Genomic DNA, 20,002 nt, shown 5'->3' with positions numbered 1-20,002 from the left:
CGAGCCGCACAGGCTCATCAACAATAGCCAGGGATGACGTCGGTAAAGCCGCAGCAAGGAGAGAAAGATCAGCATGGGGAGGCAGGTTGAGGTGGATGGCGCTCGACGGGTTGCAAGCGGCCCGCACTCAGCCGCAACACGCGATCGGCCAGGGCGGCGTAGGCGGGGTTGTGGCTCACCAGTAGCAGACCGGTGCCGCGTTCGCGCACCGCAGCGACCATGAGCGCCATCATCTGCTCGGCGTTCTCCTCATCCAGGCTGCCGGTGGGTTCGTCGGCCAGGAGCCAAGCAGGATGGTGGATCAGTGCCCGCCCCAGCGCTACCCGTTGTCGCTGGCCGCCGGAGAGTTGCTCGGGCCAGGCGTGGCGTTTTGCGCCAAGGCCGAGCTCGTCGAGCAGCTGCGTCAGCGCCGCCTCATCCTGGGGCTGACCGTTGATCTCCCTGGGCAGTCGCAGGTTCTCGGCCACGGTCAGGGCCGCCAGCAAGTTGAAATCCTGATAGACGATGCCAAATTCGCGGCCCCGCAGCTGCGCTAGTGCGTGGGAAGACAACAGATCGAGCCGGGTATCGCCGAGCCAGATCTCGCCGCTGTCGGGGGCGATAAGACCGGCAATCAGGTTGAGCAGGGTCGATTTGCCGCAGCCACTCTGGCCGAGCAGCAGGCAGATCTCCCCCGGCATCAGGCAAAAATCCACCCCCTGCAGCAGGGGCTGCCTTGTGCCGTCCCCCTCGAACCCTTTGTGGAGTTTGACAACCTTTAACAGACTGACCTCCTTGATCCTGTTCTTGTGGATCTGGTTGAGCCTTGGCATGTTACTCTCCCTGAGCCCGCCGACTGACTCGGCGGCGCGTTATCCGAGTCTGGGGCCACTATAGGCCAAGGGGGAGGCGCTCGTCTTGGGCGAGGCGTGATCCGGGCAGCAAAACGGAGCAGGATCCTGTCTGGATCCTGCCTGGCAGAGCTGGGTAGAATAGGGCATCGTGGCTTAGAGGATGGCAAGGATGTTACACAAGCAGGTCAATTTTATCGTCGATGGCAAGGGCAACAAGCAAGCGGCTGTGGTGCCCATCGACATCTATAACGAGCTGATGACACTGCAAAAAGCCCTGGCAGAGACCAAGCCGGGCGAGCGGGAAATTTATCACTTCAGCGGCAAGGGGGCAGAGGCCCACGGTTACCCGGTCGGCAAGCGGCAAAATCCGGGCTTCATGGTGTTGGCGGGCTCCACTGCCAATGGGGTGGACGCGGCCTCCCTGCGCGAGGCGGTGATCGAACTGCGTGAAGAGCTGCTCGCCAAGGGCGTGCTTGCCCCAAAGGAGCAGGGCTTCCTCTTCACCCAGGATCAACTGTTCAATAGCCCGAGTCTCGCGGCCAGCCTGGTGGCGGGCAATAACCGCAGCGGCCTGGATGCCTGGCACAACAGCAGCGGTCATACCCTGAAACAGTCAGGTTTCGGAAAAAAATAGCCAGGATGCCGGGCTTTTCTGGAGCCTGGCCAATTGCTTTTCCCAGGGCTCAACGAGGTGCGTGTTTTCGAGCAGCAATACTGAAAAGCTTGATATGGATACAATTTATTTTTGTATCGGCTGCTAGCATCAAGGCCAGACCGTTCTCAACGGAAGAGCAGTTATGTCTGGTTTTATACGCCTCATGGCCCTGCTTGGGCTCAGTCTGTTTTCCTGCGCCAGCGTCGCCAACAGTGGCGGCATTCCCCTGACCGACAGCGGTGTTGGCTGGTTTGCCGTGGCCATCTTCGTCTTTGCCTATGCCCTGGTGATGGCCGAAGAGTACCTGCAACTGCGCAAATCCAAACCTGTGTTGATCGCGGCCGGTATCATCTGGATATTGATTGGCATCGTCTACGCCGAGCAGGGGCTCAGTACCCTGGTCCACGACGGGTTTCGCCACAATTTGCTGGAATATGCCGAGCTGATGCTCTTCCTGCTGGTGGCCATGACCTACATCAACGCCATGGAGGACCGGCTGCTGTTCGACGCCCTGCGTGCCTGGTTGGTGCGATCGGGCTTCGGGCTGCGCACCCTGTTCTGGCTCACCGGTGGCTTGGCCTTTTTCATTTCGCCGATGGCAGACAACATGACCACGGCGCTGTTGATGTGCGCCGTGGTCCTCAAAGTGGCCAATGGCGATCGCCGCTTCGTCAATCTGGCCTGCATCAACATAGTGGTGGCGGCTAATGCGGGCGGGGCCTTCAGCCCCTTTGGCGATATCACCACCCTGATGGTGTGGCAGGCTGGCAAGGTGCAATTCGGCCAGTTCTTGTTGCTCTTTATTCCCTCTTTGCTCAATTTCCTGGTGCCCGCCCTGCTGATGAGCCTCATGGTGCCGCGCCATGCCCCCAATGCCCTCCGTGAGGTGGTGGAGCTCAAGCGGGGAGCCCGCACCATAGTGCTGCTCTTTATCCTGACCATAGTGACCGCCGTCCTCTGTTATCACTTCCTGCTGCTGCCCCCTGTACTGGGCATGATGATGGGGTTGGGTTATCTGCAATTTTTCGGCTTCTACCTGCGCAAGACGCTGCCAGGTTCCCTGGCGCGTAAGCGTGCCCTCTACGAGCGCACCGGCGCTCATGAACGCTTGCGGCGTCTGGGATCGGTCGTGCTGTTCGATGTATTCAACAAGATAGCGAAAGCCGAATGGGACACCTTGTTGTTCTTCTACGGGGTGGTGATGTGCGTCGGCGGGCTCGGCTTCATGGGCTATCTGGAGCTGGTCTCCCACTTCCTCTACGAGGGCGGACAGCAGACCTGGGCCAACATCGCCATCGGCCTGCTCTCTTCCATGGTCGACAACATCCCCGTGATGTTTGCCGTGCTGTCGATGGATCCGAATATGCCCCTGGGGCAGTGGCTGCTGGTGACCCTGACGGCGGGAGTGGGGGGGAGTCTGCTCTCCATCGGATCGGCCGCCGGGGTGGCGCTGATGGGGCAGGCTCACGGCATGTATACCTTCTTTGGCCACCTCAAATGGCTGCCTGTCATCCTGCTTGGCTATCTGGCGAGCATAGGTGCTCACTTGTGGCTCAATAGCGCCCTGTTTTGATATGCTCGTCCCCAGGAAAGGCGCTCATCAGGAGCGCTGCGTCATCGCCAGATAAAGCCGAGGGAACAAGCAGATGGGACAGTTATTCGAGGCGCTTTCACCGCGTCATTGTGCCTTTATCGAGGCGCAGAAGATCTTTTTTGTCGGCACGGCGGCAGAGGAGGGCACCGTCAATCTCTCGCCCAAGGGGGGTGACTCTTTGCGGGTCATTGATGGCAACACCCTGGCCTGGCTCAATCTGACCGGCAGTGGCAACGAGTCGGCGGCCCATGTGTTGCAGAACCCGCGCATGACGGTGATGTTCTGCGCCTTCGAGGGGGCACCGATGATACTGCGGGCCTATGGCCAGGCACGGGTACTGCATCGCGGCGATCTGGACTGGGACGAGGCGATGGCGCTGTTTCCCCCCAGCGTGGCGGCCCGGCAGATCTTCTTGCTCGACATCGATAGCGTGCAGTCCTCTTGCGGCATGTCGGTGCCGCTGTACGACTATCAGGCTGACAGGGTGGACTTGGCCAACTGGTCCGAGCGTCAGGGACAGCAAGGGATTGAGGCCTACTGGCGCAAGAAGAACCAGCAGAGCCTGGATGGCTTTGAGAGCGAGATAGTGGTCCGCAGCGGCCTGCCGGCGGTGCAAGACCCCGAGCAATAAGTCAGCGCGCTCCCCGCGCCAACCCGCACTGTCACCGCTAAAACCCGGTGACAGGAGCACGAAAAAGCCCTGTCTGAACAGACAGGGCTTTTTCGTGGGAGAGACAAGCCTCAGCTTGTGGCGGGACGTCTGCCGGCCAGCAACCAGTAGCAGAGGGTCGCCCCCAGGCCACAGCCGGCGATGGCGATGGCCATGGGCAGGGGAGATTGCGGCGGGTTGAGGTTGACCAGGATGCCAACCAGGGCGCCGACCCCGAATCTCAGGGTGCCCGCCAGGGCAGAGGCGGTACCCGCCGCCTGGTGAAAGTGGCCGAGCAGACCCGTCATGGCATTGGCTCCCACCAGACTGATGTGGCCGACAAACAGCACTATGGGGATGACGATGCCCCAGAGGCCGCCGCTCTCACTCCAGGCGTTATAGACCAGCAGGAGGCCGGCCAGGGGCAGCACCGTCAGACCGTATTGCAGCATGCGCTCCGAACCTACTCCCTTCACCAGTCGGCTGTTGGCAAAGGTCACCAGCATCATCAGCAAGATATTGAGGCCGAACAGCCAGCCATAGTGCTGGGTCGGCACATGGAAATACTCGATATAGACATAAGGGGAGCCACTCAAGAAGGCGAACATGCCCGAGCTGGAGAGGGCGCCGCACAGCACATAGCCCATGGCGCGGCGGTGGCTCAATACGCCCCAGTAGTTACGCAAGATCTGACCCAGACGCAGGGGTTGGCGCAGCTCGGGCTTGAGGGTCTCCTGGATCTTCCACTGCATCACCACGCAGATCAGCAAGCTGATGGCGACCAGCAGCCAGAAGATGAGGCGCCAGCTGGCATGGGCACCGATATAGCCGCCAATGATGGGAGCCACCAGGGGGGCGAGGGTCATCACCAGGATCACGAAAGACATGGCGCGGGAGAAGGCATCTTTCTCGAACATGTCACGGAGCAGGGCATTGACCACCACAGAGCCCGCCGCCCCTCCCGCGGCTTGCACCATGCGCCAGGCCAGCAGTTCGGGCAGGGAGTCCGCCATGGCGCAACCGACCGAGGCGATGGAGAACATCACCAGACCCGCCAGTATCACCGGCTTGCGGCCAAAGCTGTCGGCCAGCGGGCCATAGAACAGCTGGCCGATGGCAAAACCGCCGAGGAAGGCGCTGATGGTGAGTTGGGCGCCATCAATGCTGGTGGCCAAGTCCTGAGCGATGTTGGGGATGGCGGGCAGATACATGTCCACCGCCAGCGGGGTGAGACCGGCGAGGGCACCGAGCAGGATAAACAGGAAGCGTGGCGAGAGGGGCGTCTGTGGCATAGAGAGTCCGGGGTTGGGATGACGGCGTGACAAAGGGGTGAGTCTAGCAGCTTTGCCCGGGCAGCGGCCACATCCAGACCGGATATGGCCGCCCATTGAGTGTTGGCACATCGAGTGTGGCTTAGCCCCCCTCGGAGATGGGGCGGGCATGCACCAGGGCGCGGTAGCTCAGGTAAAGCCAGAACAGCCAGGCCAGCAAGGAGACGCCATAGCCAGCTAGCTCCGGCCAGCGCGGTGCGAGGCGCAGGGTCAGGCGGTGATGACCCGCCGGCACCCAGACCTGGATCAGCCCCTGGTGATTGGCGCTCACGGCCAGGGGGAGACTGTCATCGAGCCAGGCTTGCCAGCCGGGATAGTCATACTGGTGCAGCAGCAGCCGGGCCGGGGCCTTGGCCGTCACCTCAAGTTCGAGGTGGCGGGCCTGCCAGTGCCTGACTTGCCACTGGACATCGGCTTGCTGCGTGACGATGGGGGGCTGGAACTCCTCCTTCCAGGCGAGCCTTGTGGGGGTGAACTCCCCCTTGGGCACCTGGCTGGGCCTGTACTCCCGGGCGCTGCGCTTGCTGTCGAATTCGGCGTCCAGCACCGCCTTGTCGGGGGCCTGGGTGAGGGGGGCATGCTTCACATAGGTCAGGGAGGAGACCAGCGTCAGGAGCAATAACCCCCACCAGCCATAACGCCAGAGGCCTGGCGCCGGTGTCGCCAATGCCACCACGGCCAGGGTGGCCAGGGTCAGGATCAGATTGCAGCGCCAGGGAAACTGCACCTGTTGCAGGGGGGGCAGCAGCCACCACAGGGGTTGGCTCACCGGCAGCATCATCAGGAAGGCCAGCACCCCCACCACGCCCCAGCACTGCAGGCTGGTTCGCCTGGGATCGGCCGCCCCGGCCCAGGCAAGCAGCAGCAGCCCCAGGGTCAGGATGGTCAGCCAGGCCAGCTGGCCGCGAAAATACCAGTCATGCCATCCGCTGGGTAATCGGTCGAGGAAGTTGCGGCGAAAATCGAAGATGCCACCGCGCATCAGCTCCATGGAGATGGCACCTTGATCGAGCAATGCAGGAAACAGCAACATGGCCGCCATCCCCATGCCCAGCCCCTGGGCGGACAGGGATTGCCAAAGAGCGCCAAGCGCCGCTGTCTGGCGGGCGTGCAACAACCCCAGCAGGGTGACGAGCCCCAGAGTCAACAGCAGACTGGGCAGGTGGGAGAGCGCCAGCAACGCCACGGCCAGGGCCAGCAAGGTGGGGCCCATGGGCCTGTTGCGGCAGATGAGCTCCTGGCCCAGCAAGGCAAGGGGGGCCCAGACGAAGGCCCAAAACTCGGCGAGGGCGAAGCGGGCATAGAGATCGATGGCCAGGTGATAGGGCAGGGCGAGATAGAGCAGACTCACGGCCAGGGCCCGTCCGCAAGAGGTCAGACGGCACAGCCAGAGATAGGCGAAGAGTCCGGAGAGAAACAGCGCCAGGGTCGCGCTGGCCAGCAGGGGATAGATGGCCCTGTGGGGTGCAAGATCGGGACCCGCAAAGAGTGCGCTGACATAGTAGGGCAGCGGCGGATAGAAGAAGAAGGTCGGGCTGCCAAAACCGCCATTCATGGCCATCAACCAGCGAGGATAGAGTTCACCCTGCCAGAGCTGCGCCGCAAAATAGTGACCGGAGAGCAGGTGATGGAAGAGATCATGACCCTGGCTGCCCCCCTGCCACCAGAGAGGCATCAGCAGGGCGCCCGTCGCCATGAGCAGGGTGAGGGGAACCAGGCAGAGGCGGTATGTCATCCAGCATGATCTCGGTAGTGGGGGATGCGGGCTGAGTGTAGTCGAGCTCTGTCTGAGACAGATCCTCTGGATCGCTTCAAGAGGGGGGGATACCGAGCCAGAGCCCGGGCTCAGTCCGAAAACGCGGCGCGAACCAGAGGGGCGTGAGAGGGGGATTGTGGGTGGTCAGCTCGGACAGGGGACGACGGCTGAGCCGACAGGCACCCTCGGCCAGGGCCAGACGAGCATCCCCCTCATACCAGGCATCCGTGATGGCCAGGGCGCTCTGTTCCCGCAGCAGTCGTACCCCCCATTGGGTGACGAGGGCCGGACAGCGCTGCTCGGCCAGCTGTTTCGCCGCATACAGGGCCGCAGGCCGCGCCGGGGTCAGAGTGGTGCAGAGCAGCCAGAGGCCGAGCAGACAGAGCAGCAGGGGAAAGGGGGGGCCAAGATGGTTGGGAGAGGAGCGCCCTGGGACAAGGCGGCGCCCCCATCCTGCCCCCGTCTTGCCGGGCGTGATCAAGGCGCCTGCGGCCAGCAGAAGGCTGAGCAGCAACAGGGGGGCCAGATGGCGGGGGTTATCCGGATTTTGGCCAAACAGCGTCCAGAGCAGCAGGGTAAGCCAACTCAGGCCATAGCGGCTGGCCAGTGCCCGCCCGCTCGCCGCCGCCATGTTGCGCAGACCTAAGCCGATGAGGGGCAAGGCCAGCGGCCAGAGCGGGCTGAACTGGGTATTGAGCGTCTGAGCCCAGCTCAGCAGGCGATCCCCATGGGCCACCGCCGTGTTGCCCCACAGGGTGAAATGACCGCTGGTGAAGCGGCGCCCCTCGCTAAAATAGGCCCAGCCATCCCCCTGCCAGACAAAGGCCAGGCAGAGCAGCCCCACCAGCAGGATGGGCAGCAGCAAGAACCGGATGCGCCCTCCTTGCCAGCCGAGCAGCCCTGGCAGCAGGGCTAACACAAAGTACGAGGGGCGAAGGCCCAGCATGATGCCGACAAGCAACCCGGCCAGCATGAGTCTGCGCGCGCTCAAGGGAGAGTGGCCGCTTGGCGTCAAGGCGAGCAGGGCGCCGAGCCAGGCGGCCAGTGCGGGGCCATCGGACAAACCTGCCAGCCCCAGGGCGGGCACCAGCGGCAGACCCAGGCCAAGCAACCAGAGGGGAGCGAGCAAGGCGGGAGCCTGCCAGCGACGCGCCACCAACCAGGCGAGCAGAGGCGGGATAGGTGCCGTTCCCAGCAGGCTGGCATAGTGCACGGCGGCAATGGGGTCTGCCAGCCCCAGATTGAGCAACCGGGCCAGCCAGATGAAGACGGGGTAGCCTGGAAAGTGGGGGGCAAACTCCAGCACGCTGAAACGCGTCACCCCGTGGGCAAAGTTCAGCGCATCGTCGGAATCGAGGGCCACCGGGAAGGAAAATAGCCAGCCGAGCCAAGCCAGTTGCAGCAGGGCAAGCAGCCAAATGGTGGTGGTGCAGGGGGAAGCCCAATGCCGAGACGCTATCGTCCCCCTCATCCCCAGCCCTTCTCCCGCAAGGGGAGAAGGGGGCAAACCGGCGTTCGGGGGCATCTATCGGCAGGCTGTGGGTAGGGCGGGTAGCACGAAGCGACACCCACCGTTTGTCACCGCGAGATGGCGCAATGATTGGCAGGTGGTCATCAGAGCGGTGCCAGCACGGCCATCAGCGCTTTCTCCGCTTCGGCGAAGGCGGCGGCATCGGCGGGTTTGGCACCCACCCCGAACACCCCAGGGTTGCCGATGGCATCGAGCACCTGGGCCAGCGCCTGATCGGCCGCCTTGCGATCCCCTTCGCTGAGGGAGGGGAGGATCAAATCGAGGAAGCGCTTGCTCTTGACCACCAGCACCTTGGCGGTCTGGTAATCGCCGAGATTCTGGCTGGCCCCCTCGAGGCGACGCTCGATCTCCGCCTTGTAGGCGCGATTGAGCAGGGCGGCCGTGCCCTTGGCATCCTTGGCCGCGATGGCCGCCGCCAGCGGCGCTTGCAGTGTCACCTTGTGGTGCTGCTCCAGGTAGCCGAGCTCCTCGGCAAGGCTGGCCAGTATGGCGCTGCCATCCTGGCCTTCGCTGGCGGCGGTGAGCAACTGCTCGCGGGCATCGATCAGCGGCTCCTTGCCCGCCGCCGCGTAGGAGTAGGCCTGGGCCTGTCCGCTGAGGGTCAGCAGCAGAGTGAGGGCAAGTAAACCCGGGCGTATGGTCATCCTGTTCTCCTTCGTTGATGTATTCAGCCGGGCTCAAGCCACGCTCTGGGTTTCGATCACAGTATTTTCATTGCGATGATTGAAGGTGTTGCGGCGTCGGTTTGCCTGTTGAACACCTGTCACCATCCATCAGGCCACGCTCTGGGTTTCAATCATGCTGTTTTCATTGCGATGATTGAAGATGTTGCGGCGTCGGTTTGCCTGTTGAACACCTGTCACCATCCTCAGGCCACGCTCTGGGTTTCAATGACGGTATTTTCGTTGCGATGATTGAAGATGGCATGGCGTCTGTCTACCCCGTCGATCACCATGTCCGCAGCCATCATTCCCATCTCCATGGCGGTGTCGGTGAAGATGTAGCGGAATGTCCCCTGACGGCCGGTCATGATGAGGTTGGCTATAGGCATCAGTGCCTGAATGGCGGCGTTGCGGCGCGTCTGATAGCCGAGATCCATCAGCGGATAGGCGTATTCGCTTCGCGCCTCGAAGGTCTCATCGCCAAGCTTCTGGGTATCTACACCAAGCGTTGCCAGATCCTCTGTCACCCGGCCCCGCAGCTCGGCCAGCGGTGCCTGCCAGGTGGCATCCCCCGGATTGCAGGGGATCTCCAGCATCACCGAGGTCTGGCCCTGTGGCGCCATAAAGGGGCTGCGGCGGCGCGGCTCCTGCAGGCGAGTGGCCAGAATATGGGGGTCGGAGAGGTACTGCCAGGTGTTGTCCGACAGGTTCTCCTGTTTAAGCGGCATATTGACGAAGCGCAGAGACCGGTAGTGGAGATCGCACGGCAAGCCCAGATGCTGGCAGGTGAGTGGCAGCGGTAGGGTGGAGATCACCTGATCAAAGTGCTCGCTCTGCTCAACGTTATCTTGTGACCAATAAACTCGTTCGATCCGGCCATCGACCTGCTCGAGGCGGCTGATGGTGGCGCCTGTCTTGACCGTCACGCCTTCTGCTACCAGCCGCTCACCCAGGGTGGTGAAGATCTGGCCAAAGCCGTATTTGGGATAGCGGTACTTGCGGGCATAGGTGCGCACCGAGAGGTTGCCCTTGCGTCTAGGCAGCAGGCGGCGCGCCACGTCTTTAAGGTCGATCAGGCTGATGCGCTGACCGGCCCAGTCGGCGGAGAGTTTGTCCGGGTTGATGCCCCAGAGCTTGCCGGTGTAACCCTCGAAGAACTGGCGATAGAGGGTGCGGCCGAAGTGGCTCTGGATCCACTCGGCAAAGCTCGCCTTGGCGAAATCGTCCGGCTTCTTGGCAAAGGGCAACAGCAGCAAGTCTTTCACCGCGCCCGCCATCAGGGTTAGGGGGGCAGTCCTCAGCAGGTTGGTGAGGTTCAAGGGGTAGTCATAGGTGCGCCCGCCAAAGCGGATGACGCTCTTGCGCTCGGCGTGGAGCAAGTCGTCCCCCATCAGCTCGTCGATAAAGGCGAGCAGCTCGGGGTTCTTGGTGATGAAGCGGTGGCCGCCGTAGTCGAAGCGATACTCGCCATCGCGCCCCTTGAAGGTCTGGGTGGCGCACATGCCCCCCACCACGCTCTCCTGCTCGAACAGGGTGACCGAAAAACCGGCCTGGCACAGGCGCCAGGCGGCCATCAGACCGGCGGGACCGGCACCCAGTACCGCAATCTTCTTGTTGTTGTCGCTCATGAGTGTTCCGAAACGGCTTGATATCTAAGGGGACCGCGCCAGGGCGCGGCCCCCGAATGGGGTTGCAACCGGGGACGGGTTTATCCCTGCACCCGAGGACGATAGCTGCGATGCCAGAGGGTGACGAAGATGGCCAGATAGGTGGCCCAGGTCAGCAACTGCAAGCCGGCCGGTGAGGCATTGTAGCCAAACAGGGCGCGCAGGAAGGTGCCGAAGACCCCCTGATCGTCGAGGATGTGGCTGATGTTGAACACGGGCGTGGTCCAGAAGGTGATGACGTCCGCCGCCTGCAACATGTTGACGGCGGACGACAGCAGCCCCGCGGCTATGATGATGATCAGCAGCCCGGTCCAGCGGAAGAAGGGGGCCAGCGCCACCTTGCGGGTGGAGCGCAGCAGCCCCCACACCAGCACCACAGAGACCAGCAGCCCCGCCAGCGCCCCCATCAGTCCCTCGTGCAGATCCACCCCTTGCCCGGAATAGACCAGGGCCGAGAAGAAGAGCACGGTTTCAAAGCCCTCCCGCATCACGGCGAGGAAGGCGAGCAGCACCAGACCGAACAGGTTGCCGCCGTCGATGGCCGCATCGATGCGCGCCGTCATGGCCCCTACCTGGGATTTGGCCTGCTTTTGCATCCAGATCGCCATATAGGTGAGCACCAGGGTGGCGAAGATGAGGATCCCCGCCATCAAGAGGTGGTTGTAACGCTCGCTCTCGAACTGGCTCACCACCACCTGGAACAGGAAGGCGACGATCAGGGAAGCGACAAGGCCAAGCCCGACACCCAGATAGATGAACTTGTTGTAGCGACTCGCCCCCAGCTTGGCGAGGTAGGAGAGGCAGATGCCGACCAGCAGGAAGGCTTCCAGCCCCTCGCGCAGGGTAATGAGAAAACTTGCAAACATCAGGATTGAGGCTCCGTAGCGGGCGTGACGGGGAGAGGCTGCAAGGTAAGTTGCAACCGATTTAGTTGTAGACGCGTGAGCAGCACTATGGGTGGCGCCGGCAGGCTCGGCTCGGCGGCGTGCACCGCATCACTGACCCACTTGGGGTAGGTGCGGAAATTGAGTCTGATATCGGCCTGGAAGGGCCCCTTGGCATCCGCTGGCAGCGGCCAGGCTTCATCGCGCCAGCCATCGGCCGGGATGCGGGTGTCTTCCAGGAGCTTGGCGTAGCGCCAGAACTTGAGGCCGACCGGCTTGCCCTCGGCATCGCCGAATACCTTGCGGAACAAGCGCGCATCCTCGGGCACGGCGCCCTCCACCGGCTGGCCGCTTGCAAGCACCAGCTTGCCGCTGGCGTCGGTGACGGTCAGCTCCAGCCAGAGTTCACGGAAATCGGCCACTCCGGTGGGCAGGGCGTGGCCGGCGCCTGTGTTGGCGACCCGCACCACCAGTTGCTGCCCATCGGCAGCCTGTTCGATACGGGCAGAGAGCGTCGCGCTGGAGCGCAGCAGGGCCAGGCTCTCCTGCTCAAGGTCTGGATTTCGTAACCCCACCAGCTGGTGCTGGGCGCCGGTAAAGTTGTGGCGATAGAGGCGCTCTTTCATTGTGCCGTTTTCGGTGGACTGGCCCGCCACAGGGGCGCCGCCGTTGCCCGGCTCCGGGTTCATATGGCAGTCGATGCAGCTGCGCCGCTTGGCGGGATCCTCCGCCTTGGCGAAGCTGGAGTTCTCCCACTCGTCCCAGGTGTTGACGATATTGGCGCCGCTGCCCGGGGCAAACTCGTTGTGGCAGGACTTGCACAGGGCCGCATCCTGATAGAAATCCTTCTGGTAGGAGGCTTTGTGGGCCGTCGGGCGGGCGTTGATCTGCCGCTCTGCCAGCCAGTGGCGGGCGCTGCCCCCCGGGGCATCCTCGAACACATAGCTCTCGCGGTCTTTGAGGTTCACCGTGAAGGCGCTGTTGCCGCCGGCATCTTCGAGCCTTGTGATGCGATGGCAGAGCACGCAGCCTGTCCCTTCCTCCACCACGGGCTCGCCTGCCTTGTGGGCCGCGATCAGCGAGGCGCCCCCCTGCTCGAACATGTGAGAGCCCTTGGGCAGCTCAGTCTGGCCGTTAAGCACCTGCTGGGGCATGTGGCAACCCTGGCACCACTGACCGAAGGCTTCCCCTTCGGTTTCGCGGGCCAGCGCCTGCACCACCTTGTAGTAGGGGTGGGAGTTGCCCATCAGCCTGTGGTTGCTCTCGCTCCAGTCCTTGAACGCCGCCTGGTGGCAGTTCTGGCAGGAGGCGGAGTTGAGCCACTCCTTGGGATGGGTCGTCGGCGCCTTGGTGGGATCCGTGCGCGGGGCATCGAGCCGCAGCCAGTTGGCGAGATAGGGGAGGTTGCCGTCCGCCGTCACGAAGGCGTGCAGATCCTCCATCATGGCCTTCACCTCGGGCTGGGGCTTGACGGGATCAACCGCCTCGGCCCCATCGCGACCGTCGTGGCCCATGCCGCCCTGGGTCTGCTGGGTCATGCGCAGGTATTCGCCGACGAAGTCCCCCGCCACCATGTTGGCGAGGTTGGCGTGGCCGTTGATGGCGTTGTCGCCGCTCTGCTGGCGATGGGCCGCCATCAGATGGCGGTTGGTGAAGTTGAATCCGTCCAGATGGCAGGAGTTGCAGCTCATCCAGTTGTCCCCCGCCATGGGGAAGCGTGAGTTGGACGCTGTGTTACCCAGGTTGAATAGCCGCTCGCCGCGCCTGAGCGGTTCGGGGCGGGGATCCGTCTCTACCAGCTTGGCGAAGTGGGGCACATCGACCGTGACCCGGGCGAAGGGGCCGCTGCCGCCGCTATGGAGGCGGGTGAGATCCTGCCCCATGACGTTGTGCACCAGGATGTGGTCGCCGTCGATCAGCAAGTCCCGCGGGTTCTGGCCCGGCAGGTGACGCAAGAGCTGGGTCGCCTTGGCGCCCCCCTGGAACTTCTTGCGTCTGTGACGGTTGCTGTTGGATTTGCCGCTGCGGGAGAGGTCGAACACCAGCAAGTCCTCGGAACCTGCCAGGGTCAGGTAGACCCGCTTGCCATCGGCGGCGAAGCGCGCGGCGAAGGGGTTGGAGACGATCTGGCTGCGGTTGCCGACGCTTGGCAGATTGATCTGCAAGAAGAGCTGTTTTCTTTCATCGACCCGCTCCTTCTCTTCATCGAGATCTATGATGGAGACGGCCGGGAAGACGGTGCTCTGAAACTGGAAGGGGTGGTCGAAGCTCCAGAGCACGTGGGGTAGCCAGGCTTCGCTGCCATCGGGGGAGAGGGCGATGCCGTCCAGCAGACGCGGCAGACCCTGGGAGTCGCTTGGGGTGTCGCTGTGGGTCTCGGCCAGAGTGATCAGGTGCGGCTTGGGCAGGGTGGCCCCCGTGCTCCCGTCCGCGAGCTTGGCGAGATCATAGATGGCGAGCTGGCCCGTCATGGCGTGGGTGAGCAGCAGGCGATCGTCGTCGGTCAGCGCCAGCCCGCGGGGTGTCTCGGCCGTCTCTGCATTCAGCTGAAGCTTGCCCGAGCTGTCGTAGGCCTGCAGGCGAGCCGATTCGAACAGCGTGACCCAGAACCAATGCCGCTTGGCATCGAAGATGACCCCATAGGGTCTATGGCCGGTGGGGATAGCCCTCTCCAAGTCGAGATCTTCGTCCAGCAGCAGCAGGCGATCGCCGCTGTAGTCGGTCACCAGCAGGGTGCCGTCATCGGCGCGGGCCAGCTGGCGCAGATCCCCCCCCAGTTGTGCCTCGTTGAGCCGCTTGCCGCTGCCCCGCTCGAGCAGGGTGACCGAGCCGGCGCCCTGGTTGGCCACCAGCAGGCGAGGGGCGTCGCCCTCGTCATAGGCTAGCATGGCCGTGCCCATCTCCTGGGCGCTGGCAAGGGGGCTGCCCAGCAGCAGGGCGGCAAACATCAGGGATAACAACAACTTCAACATAGGATCAGGCACGCCATTTCAAGATGGTCCAGCGCCAGGCGTGGCGCAGCACCAGGGGCGTCAACGCTAGCGCGCTCAGCCAGTGGGCCCAGCTGGCGAGGTTGCCCAGGCTGTCCCCCGGGGTGCCGTGCAGCACCAGCAACAGGCCGCTGGCGAGACAGACCAGCAGCAGGCCTTCGATGATGCGGCCCGTGGTGCGCAGAAAGGGTTTGCGGCTCTTGTTCAGCAGGCTGCGATGGGAGAGCCAGAAGGCGCCAAACAACAGGGGAAACAGGGAGAGGGAGAGCATCACATGGAGAAACAGGTTCCAGCGTGCCAGGGACCAGACCGGGGTCAGTGGCTCCCACAGCAGCAGGCCGGAGAAGAACATCAGGTAGAGGGAGCCCTCGGCGGCCTGATGGTGATAGGCCAACCACTGCCAGAGGTATCGTGGTGAGAGGGAAAGACGGGTCATAACGGCTCCACTGCCGGGGAATGACCCCAGGCGGAGCAAGTCTACAATGGGGTAAGAGCAATGAAAAGAATTATCAATTCGTTAATCAATGAATAGAAGATGAATAAAACCCCTGGGCCAGTTCAGCCTCTCTGCTTGCCGTCTGTGACCCCGCCGCCGATGCCCGCCGTCTCGTCCAGCCAGGATACACCATCCCCATTACGGCCCTGCTGTTCAGGGCTTTTCGGGATGGTGATCCGCCAGTCGTTCGGTGATGGCGTAGATGAGTGCGGCGGTGGAGAAGGCGAGAAACACGATGACAGACCACTTCATCTCGGTCTCGTTGCCGACCCCATCTTCGAGGAAGGCCTTGAGCACTTCTATCCCGGCAATGGTCACCAGGGAGTTGATGACAATGAGCTTCAGGGAGGCGAAGTTGATCTTGTATAGCCAGTTGTCGCCGAGGGTCTCCCGTTGCTCCGGGGTCTTGATGAACTGCACATAGCCGCACAGGGCAACCAGGATCAGCATCTGGGCCACCAGTACAAAATCCACCAGGGTCAGCACCCCGGTCACCAAGTCCAGATAGTGGATGGTGAGGATGTCGCGGCACAGTTCGTAGAGCTTGAGGGCAAACTTGACCATCAGCAGCAACACGCTGAGCAGCATGCAGACATAAAAAGGCAGCATCATGAGACGGCTGCCAGTGAGCAAGAGATTGAAGCGGCCCATGGTGATTCCTTGGCGGGGGCAGGGGTGGGGATTATGACTCAGATGGCGGCCATAAAACATGCCGGTTAACGATCTGATCTGCTGAGCGAGAGCCTGAACAATTCACCCAGCTGAGCCGAGCGAGAACGGGACCGAAGTCATTGCTTGTCGAAGTTGAGCCGAGCGAAACGGGGCGTGCCGATTGTTCAGCGCGCGAGGTATGTGGGAGAGCATGCAGTGGGGGTAGCTGGCTCAGGGTGAAACCATGAAGGGATAGACATGAAAAAGCCCGCTTAGTTTCCTAAGCGGGCTTTCGAATGTGGCTCCCTCGACTGGACTTGAACCAGTGACATACGGATTAACAGTCCGCCGTTCTACCGACTGAACTACGAGGGAATTGGCTCCTCCTGCTGGACTTGAACCAGCGACATACGGATTAACAGTCCGCCGTTCTACCGACTGAACTAAGGAGGAATTGCCTGTCTCGTTGAGACAGCGGCATATTAAAGAGCCGGGCGCCGGGTGTCAAGCTGGCGCTCGGCTACAAATATCACTTTTGATGCTGTTTGCCGAAAACTTGGCCGTTATGGGGTATTTTCAGCACAATCAGCAATTTGCCAGCGAATACCCCTCAACTATCAACTACCTGGACAGGCGGGCAACTGGCCCGCCTGCAATCAGGCGATGATGATGAAGCCGACGAAGGCAATGGCTGCGGTCAGCAGGGCATAGGGCAACTGGGTCACCGCATGACTGACCAGATCGCAACCTGAACCTTGGGCGGCCAGTACGGTGGAGTCGCTATAGAAGCAGGCCTGGCTACCAAACGAGGAGGCTGACAGCAGGGCGCCTATCACCAGCGGAATATCGGCGCCGACCGAGTGAGCCAGGGGCATGACGATGGGGATGGTGACCGCGAAAATCCCCCAGGAGGAGCCGGTGGCAAAGGCCAGCACCGCCATGGAGACGAAGACCACGGCAGGCAGCATCTGCGGCGTCATGTAAGGGGTCAGGCTGTTGATCACGTATTGCGGCAGGTGCAGCTGATCACAGATGTCCTTGAACACGAAGGCGGCTATCACTGTGCCGATGGCGGGCAACATGGTTTTGAAGCCGTCAATCATCTGCTCCATCATCTCGGCAAGGGGCATCAGCCGCTGGGCCATGTAGTAGGGGATGGTCAGCAGCAGGGTGACCAGCAGCCCCTTCCAGATGTCGATGTCGAAATAGACGGTGAAACCGACCAGCATGGCCATGGGCACCAGGAAGTTGTGTAGCTTGCCGGCGCGATCTGCCTGGGAAAACTCCTCCTCGATGGACTTGACCGCATAGCTGTCCGGGGTGAGATCCGCATCTTGCATGAGTTCACTATCGCTGACCCGCATGGCGCCGACGCTGCCATGCTGTGCCCGCAACTCTGCCCGTTTCATGGGGCCTATGGCCGGCACGATCCCCAGGATCACCAACAGCACCATGAGCACGGCCAGCCAGGCATAGAGCATGTAAGGAATCGCCTGGAAGTAGACGTTGATCCCCTCGCCCGTTGCGGCCACGCCGTTATTTTCCAGCAGACCACCGAAGAAGACGGCCCAGGTGGAGAGAGGGACCAGCACGCAGACCGGGGCCGCAGTGGAGTCCACCACATAGGCCAGCATCTCTCGGGAGACCTTGAAGCGGTCGGTGACTCTCTTCATGGTCTCGCCCACGGTCAGGGCGTTGAGGTAGTCATCGATGAAGATGACCAGCCCCAGCATGAAGGTCATGAAGAGGGAGGATTTCGGCCCCTTGGCCAACTTGAGTGCCTGTTGACCGAACGCCATGGCGCCGCCGGTGCGCACCAGCAGGGCGATGAGGGAGCCAAAGCTGCCGCATACCAGGATCAGCCAGCCGATCGTCTCATCCTGCATGGTACGCAGGGAGACCTCGGCGAAGGTATCGAGGGCATCGAAGGGGTTGGCGCTGAGCAGCAGCAGACCCGCAACCGTCCCTATGATGAGGGAGAGAATGGGGCGGCGCAGCCAGATTGCCAGTACCAGTACGACGATGGGAGGGATGAGACTCAGGGCAGTCGGTTCGGACATGCGCATAGGGTCCTTTTATCGGAACCGGCCTTGGCCGGCATACTAAAAGAGAGTGCCCGGCAAGGTGATGTCGAGGGGCAGTACTGCTTCTTATCGGGGTGACAGGGGAGGGGAGAGGATCCCACCGCGCAGCCACCGACTCCGGCCAAAAACATCGGCGCAGAAACTAAGGCTCATTGGGTGCTGAGTCAACCGAAAATCCGCCCAATGAGGCAAAAATCGGCAATATGGCGGCTATCTTGATCATGCACCGAAGAGTGTACCCTTTCATTGATCCCGGCCATCGAAATCGGATTGGCTATCGGTTAAGGTTGCATGAGATACCATCGCCGCGTCGACGCTCTTGCCGGCCCTTGATGATGATCGGGTGCCGGCTCCGTCGGCCTTTGTCTCTCTGTTCTGGTATTACGACACCAATGCATACTAAAAAAGCACCACTCCCCGTGAGGCTCGCCGTGGCGTTACGCCAGTCCTGCCTGGATGAGCCCTATACCATGACCCGCCTGGGGCGCGATTTGGTGGCCGGGATCACGGTCGGCATCATCGCCATTCCGCTGGCCATGGCCCTGGCCATCGCCAGCGGCGTGCCGCCCCAGCATGGGCTCTACACCGCCATCATCGCCGGTATTGTCATCGCCCTGACCGGTGGCTCGCGCTACTCCGTCTCCGGCCCTACCGCTGCGTTTGTGGTGATCCTCTATCCGGTCGCCCAGCAATTCGGGGTCGGCGGCCTGCTGGTGGCGACCCTGATCTCGGGTCTCTTCCTGGTCGCCATGGGGTTGGCGCGCCTGGGTCGCCTCATCGAGTACATCCCCCCCTCGGTCACCCTCGGTTTTACCGGCGGCATCGCCATCGTCATCGCCACCCTGCAAATAAAGGACTTCTTCGGCCTGCAGGTACCCGAGATGCCGGAAACCTATCTGGGCAAGGTGGAAGCGCTGGCCCACGCTCTGCCTGGCTGGCAGTGGGGGGATACCCTCATTGGTGTGACCACGCTGGCGGTTTTGCTGCTCTGGCCCAGGCTCAAGTTGCCGGTGCCGGGCCATCTGCCCGCCGTGCTGGTGGGGGCCGGGCTTGGGGTTGCCCTGCATGGCTGCGGTGTCGAGGTAGCGACCATCGGCAGCCAGTTCCACTATCTGTTGCCTGATGGCAGTCAGGGGGCAGGGATCCCTCCTCTGGCGCCCAGTCTGCTGATGCCATGGTCCCTGCCAGGACCCGATGGCCAGCCGGTGAACTGGGATCTGGCCGCCATCCAGCAACTGCTGCCTGCGGCCTTCTCCATGGCGATGCTGGGGGCTATCGAATCCCTGCTCTGCGCCGTGGTGCTCGATGGCATGACGGGGCGCAAGCACAGCTCCAACACCGAGCTGGTGGGGCAGGGGCTGGGTAACATAGTGGCGCCCTTCTTTGGGGGCATCACGGCCACCGCCGCCATTGCGCGCTCAGCCGCCAACGTGCGAGCCGGGGCTACCTCGCCCATCTCGGCGGTGATCCATGCCCTGGTGGTACTGGCCGCCGTGCTGGTGCTGGCCCCCTGGCTCTCCTGGCTGCCGCTGTCCGCCATGGCCGCCCTGCTGCTGCTGGTCGCCTGGAACATGAGCGAGGCGCACAAGGCGGTAGAGCTAATCCGCCGTGCGCCCGGTGCGGATGTGTTGGTGCTGCTGGTCTGCTTGTCGCTCACCGTCATCTTCGACATGGTGATTGCCATCACCTTCGGGGTGATCCTGGCCTCACTGCTCTTCATGCGCGACATTGCCAGAATGACCCTGTTGCAGGACTTGGGGCAGCACAAGCGTCATCAGCATCAGCTGCCAGAGCAGGGCCTGCTCTACCGCATCAACGGCCCGCTCTTCTTCGCCGCCGCCGATCGGGTATTTGGCGAACTGGCCGAGCAGGTACAGGGCCACCGCGTGCTGGTGTTGCAGATGGATGCCGTCTCCATCCTGGATGCGGGAGGTCTGTCGGCATTTCTCCATTTCAAGCAGCAGATGGCCAATACCGGGGTGGAGCTGCGCATTGCCGAGTTGCAATTTCAGCCCCTCAAGACCCTGGCGCGGGCCAAGGTGGTACCCGTCCCAGGCCAACTGGCATTTTACGGCTCCTTGGAAGAGGCGTTGGCGGAAGAACAGACCCCCGGATAAGCCAGATAGACGGGGTTTAATGGGAGAGTTGCCAAGATTTTCACCAATTGGTGTGAATCTTGAGCAAACGACATGAAAAGCAATAAATTGCGTTGACCCATG

General features: G+C 62.4%; 15 protein-coding genes and 2 tRNA genes. 4 read left to right on the top strand and 13 right to left on the bottom strand.

Annotated elements, in window-relative coordinates; genetic code table 11:
* Window positions 1-68: 68 nt before the first annotated feature.
* A complete protein-coding gene (locus BN1130_RS11540; RefSeq protein ID WP_042042296.1) occupies window positions 69-764 on the bottom strand; it encodes an ABC transporter ATP-binding protein in 696 nt (231 codons plus the stop codon).
* A gap of 238 nt (window positions 765-1,002) precedes the next feature.
* On the opposite strand from BN1130_RS11540, the gene BN1130_RS11535 reads away from it, so the two are divergent.
* The 3 genes from BN1130_RS11535 to BN1130_RS11525 all read left to right on the top strand — a co-directional run bounded on the left by BN1130_RS11535 (window position 1,003) and on the right by BN1130_RS11525 (window position 3,713).
* Window positions 1,003-1,467 (top strand): DUF4357 domain-containing protein, encoded by a 465-nt coding sequence (locus tag BN1130_RS11535; protein ID WP_042042166.1) that lies wholly within the window; start codon window positions 1,003-1,005, stop codon window positions 1,465-1,467.
* 163 nt (window positions 1,468-1,630) lie between these two features.
* On the top strand, window positions 1,631-3,061 hold the full coding sequence (gene nhaD / locus BN1130_RS11530; RefSeq protein WP_042042165.1) for a sodium:proton antiporter NhaD: 1,431 nt from the start codon (window positions 1,631-1,633) through the stop codon (window positions 3,059-3,061).
* Window positions 3,062-3,134: 73 nt separating this feature from the next.
* Window positions 3,135-3,713, top strand: a complete 579-nt coding sequence (locus BN1130_RS11525; protein WP_042042163.1) for a pyridoxamine 5'-phosphate oxidase family protein — start codon at window positions 3,135-3,137, stop codon at window positions 3,711-3,713.
* A 110-nt stretch (window positions 3,714-3,823) separates the two neighbouring features.
* Here BN1130_RS11525 and BN1130_RS11520 read toward each other — a convergent pair whose 3' ends face one another.
* The 12 genes from BN1130_RS11520 to BN1130_RS11460 form a co-directional block, all read right to left on the bottom strand.
* On the bottom strand, window positions 3,824-5,023 hold the full coding sequence (locus BN1130_RS11520) for a Bcr/CflA family multidrug efflux MFS transporter (RefSeq protein ID WP_042042162.1): 1,200 nt from the start codon (window positions 5,021-5,023) through the stop codon (window positions 3,824-3,826).
* 121 nt (window positions 5,024-5,144) lie between these two features.
* A complete protein-coding gene (locus BN1130_RS11515) occupies window positions 5,145-6,797 on the bottom strand; it encodes a putative glycosyltransferase family protein (RefSeq protein WP_042042161.1) in 1,653 nt (550 codons plus the stop codon).
* 76 nt (window positions 6,798-6,873) lie between these two features.
* Complete coding sequence (locus tag BN1130_RS11510) at window positions 6,874-8,289, bottom strand: hypothetical protein (RefSeq protein WP_370736610.1); 1,416 nt, start codon at window positions 8,287-8,289, stop codon at window positions 6,874-6,876.
* 143 nt (window positions 8,290-8,432) lie between these two features.
* Entirely contained in the window at window positions 8,433-8,993 is a 561-nt protein-coding gene (locus BN1130_RS11505) for a hypothetical protein (RefSeq protein WP_042042160.1), read from the bottom strand.
* 224 nt (window positions 8,994-9,217) lie between these two features.
* Window positions 9,218-10,639 carry an NAD(P)/FAD-dependent oxidoreductase gene (locus BN1130_RS11500; RefSeq protein WP_042042158.1) on the bottom strand — a complete coding sequence of 474 codons (1,422 nt, stop codon included), beginning with the start codon at window positions 10,637-10,639 and terminating at the stop codon, window positions 9,218-9,220.
* An 80-nt stretch (window positions 10,640-10,719) separates the two neighbouring features.
* Complete coding sequence (locus BN1130_RS11495) at window positions 10,720-11,544, bottom strand: FTR1 family iron permease (RefSeq protein ID WP_042042157.1); 825 nt, start codon at window positions 11,542-11,544, stop codon at window positions 10,720-10,722.
* On the bottom strand, window positions 11,544-14,534 hold the full coding sequence (locus BN1130_RS11490) for a YncE family protein (RefSeq protein ID WP_042042156.1): 2,991 nt from the start codon (window positions 14,532-14,534) through the stop codon (window positions 11,544-11,546). The genes BN1130_RS11495 and BN1130_RS11490 overlap by 1 nt, the downstream gene beginning before the upstream one ends.
* 4 nt (window positions 14,535-14,538) lie before the next feature.
* Complete coding sequence (locus BN1130_RS11485; protein WP_042042155.1) at window positions 14,539-14,988, bottom strand: hypothetical protein; 450 nt, start codon at window positions 14,986-14,988, stop codon at window positions 14,539-14,541.
* 213 nt (window positions 14,989-15,201) lie between these two features.
* Complete coding sequence (locus BN1130_RS11480) at window positions 15,202-15,699, bottom strand: YqhA family protein (RefSeq protein WP_042042154.1); 498 nt, start codon at window positions 15,697-15,699, stop codon at window positions 15,202-15,204.
* A gap of 299 nt (window positions 15,700-15,998) precedes the next feature.
* A tRNA-Asn gene (locus BN1130_RS11475) sits at window positions 15,999-16,074 on the bottom strand.
* Window positions 16,075-16,076: 2 nt separating this feature from the next.
* A tRNA-Asn gene (locus tag BN1130_RS11470) sits at window positions 16,077-16,152 on the bottom strand.
* A gap of 203 nt (window positions 16,153-16,355) precedes the next feature.
* Window positions 16,356-17,759 carry a Na+/H+ antiporter NhaC family protein gene (locus BN1130_RS11460; protein WP_042042152.1) on the bottom strand — a complete coding sequence of 468 codons (1,404 nt, stop codon included), beginning with the start codon at window positions 17,757-17,759 and terminating at the stop codon, window positions 16,356-16,358.
* A gap of 416 nt (window positions 17,760-18,175) precedes the next feature.
* Between BN1130_RS11460 and dauA the strand changes: the two genes are divergently transcribed.
* Window positions 18,176-19,900, top strand: a complete 1,725-nt coding sequence (gene dauA, locus BN1130_RS11455) for a C4-dicarboxylic acid transporter DauA (RefSeq protein ID WP_042042151.1) — start codon at window positions 18,176-18,178, stop codon at window positions 19,898-19,900.
* The last annotated feature ends 102 nt before the right edge of the window (window positions 19,901-20,002 follow it).

This window comes from Aeromonas rivuli (assembly GCF_000820045.1).
Classification (GTDB): domain Bacteria; phylum Pseudomonadota; class Gammaproteobacteria; order Enterobacterales; family Aeromonadaceae; genus Aeromonas; species Aeromonas rivuli.
The sequence above is the reverse complement of the archived record's forward strand: the minus strand, read 5'-3'. Positions and strand labels throughout refer to the sequence as shown.

Bases quoted from the DNA above. Each gene is read 5' to 3' on its own strand.
- nhaD (WP_042042165.1), top strand. From the start codon at position 1,631: ATGTCTGGTTTTATACGCCTCATGGCCCTGCTTGGGCTCAGTCTGTTT.
- BN1130_RS11500 (WP_042042158.1), bottom strand. From the start codon at position 10,639: ATGAGCGACAACAACAAGAAGATTGCGGTACTGGGTGCCGGTCCCGCC.
- dauA (WP_042042151.1), top strand. From the start codon at position 18,176: ATGCATACTAAAAAAGCACCACTCCCCGTGAGGCTCGCCGTGGCGTTA.
- BN1130_RS11480 (WP_042042154.1), bottom strand. From the start codon at position 15,699: ATGGGCCGCTTCAATCTCTTGCTCACTGGCAGCCGTCTCATGATGCTG.
- BN1130_RS11510 (WP_370736610.1), bottom strand. From the start codon at position 8,289: ATGAGGGGGACGATAGCGTCTCGGCATTGGGCTTCCCCCTGCACCACC.
- BN1130_RS11505 (WP_042042160.1), bottom strand. From the start codon at position 8,993: ATGACCATACGCCCGGGTTTACTTGCCCTCACTCTGCTGCTGACCCTC.
- BN1130_RS11495 (WP_042042157.1), bottom strand. From the start codon at position 11,544: ATGTTTGCAAGTTTTCTCATTACCCTGCGCGAGGGGCTGGAAGCCTTC.
- BN1130_RS11535 (WP_042042166.1), top strand. From the start codon at position 1,003: ATGTTACACAAGCAGGTCAATTTTATCGTCGATGGCAAGGGCAACAAG.
- BN1130_RS11490 (WP_042042156.1), bottom strand. From the start codon at position 14,534: ATGTTGAAGTTGTTGTTATCCCTGATGTTTGCCGCCCTGCTGCTGGGC.
- BN1130_RS11525 (WP_042042163.1), top strand. From the start codon at position 3,135: ATGGGACAGTTATTCGAGGCGCTTTCACCGCGTCATTGTGCCTTTATC.
- BN1130_RS11515 (WP_042042161.1), bottom strand. From the start codon at position 6,797: ATGACATACCGCCTCTGCCTGGTTCCCCTCACCCTGCTCATGGCGACG.
- BN1130_RS11460 (WP_042042152.1), bottom strand. From the start codon at position 17,759: ATGTCCGAACCGACTGCCCTGAGTCTCATCCCTCCCATCGTCGTACTG.
- BN1130_RS11520 (WP_042042162.1), bottom strand. From the start codon at position 5,023: ATGCCACAGACGCCCCTCTCGCCACGCTTCCTGTTTATCCTGCTCGGT.
- BN1130_RS11485 (WP_042042155.1), bottom strand. From the start codon at position 14,988: ATGACCCGTCTTTCCCTCTCACCACGATACCTCTGGCAGTGGTTGGCC.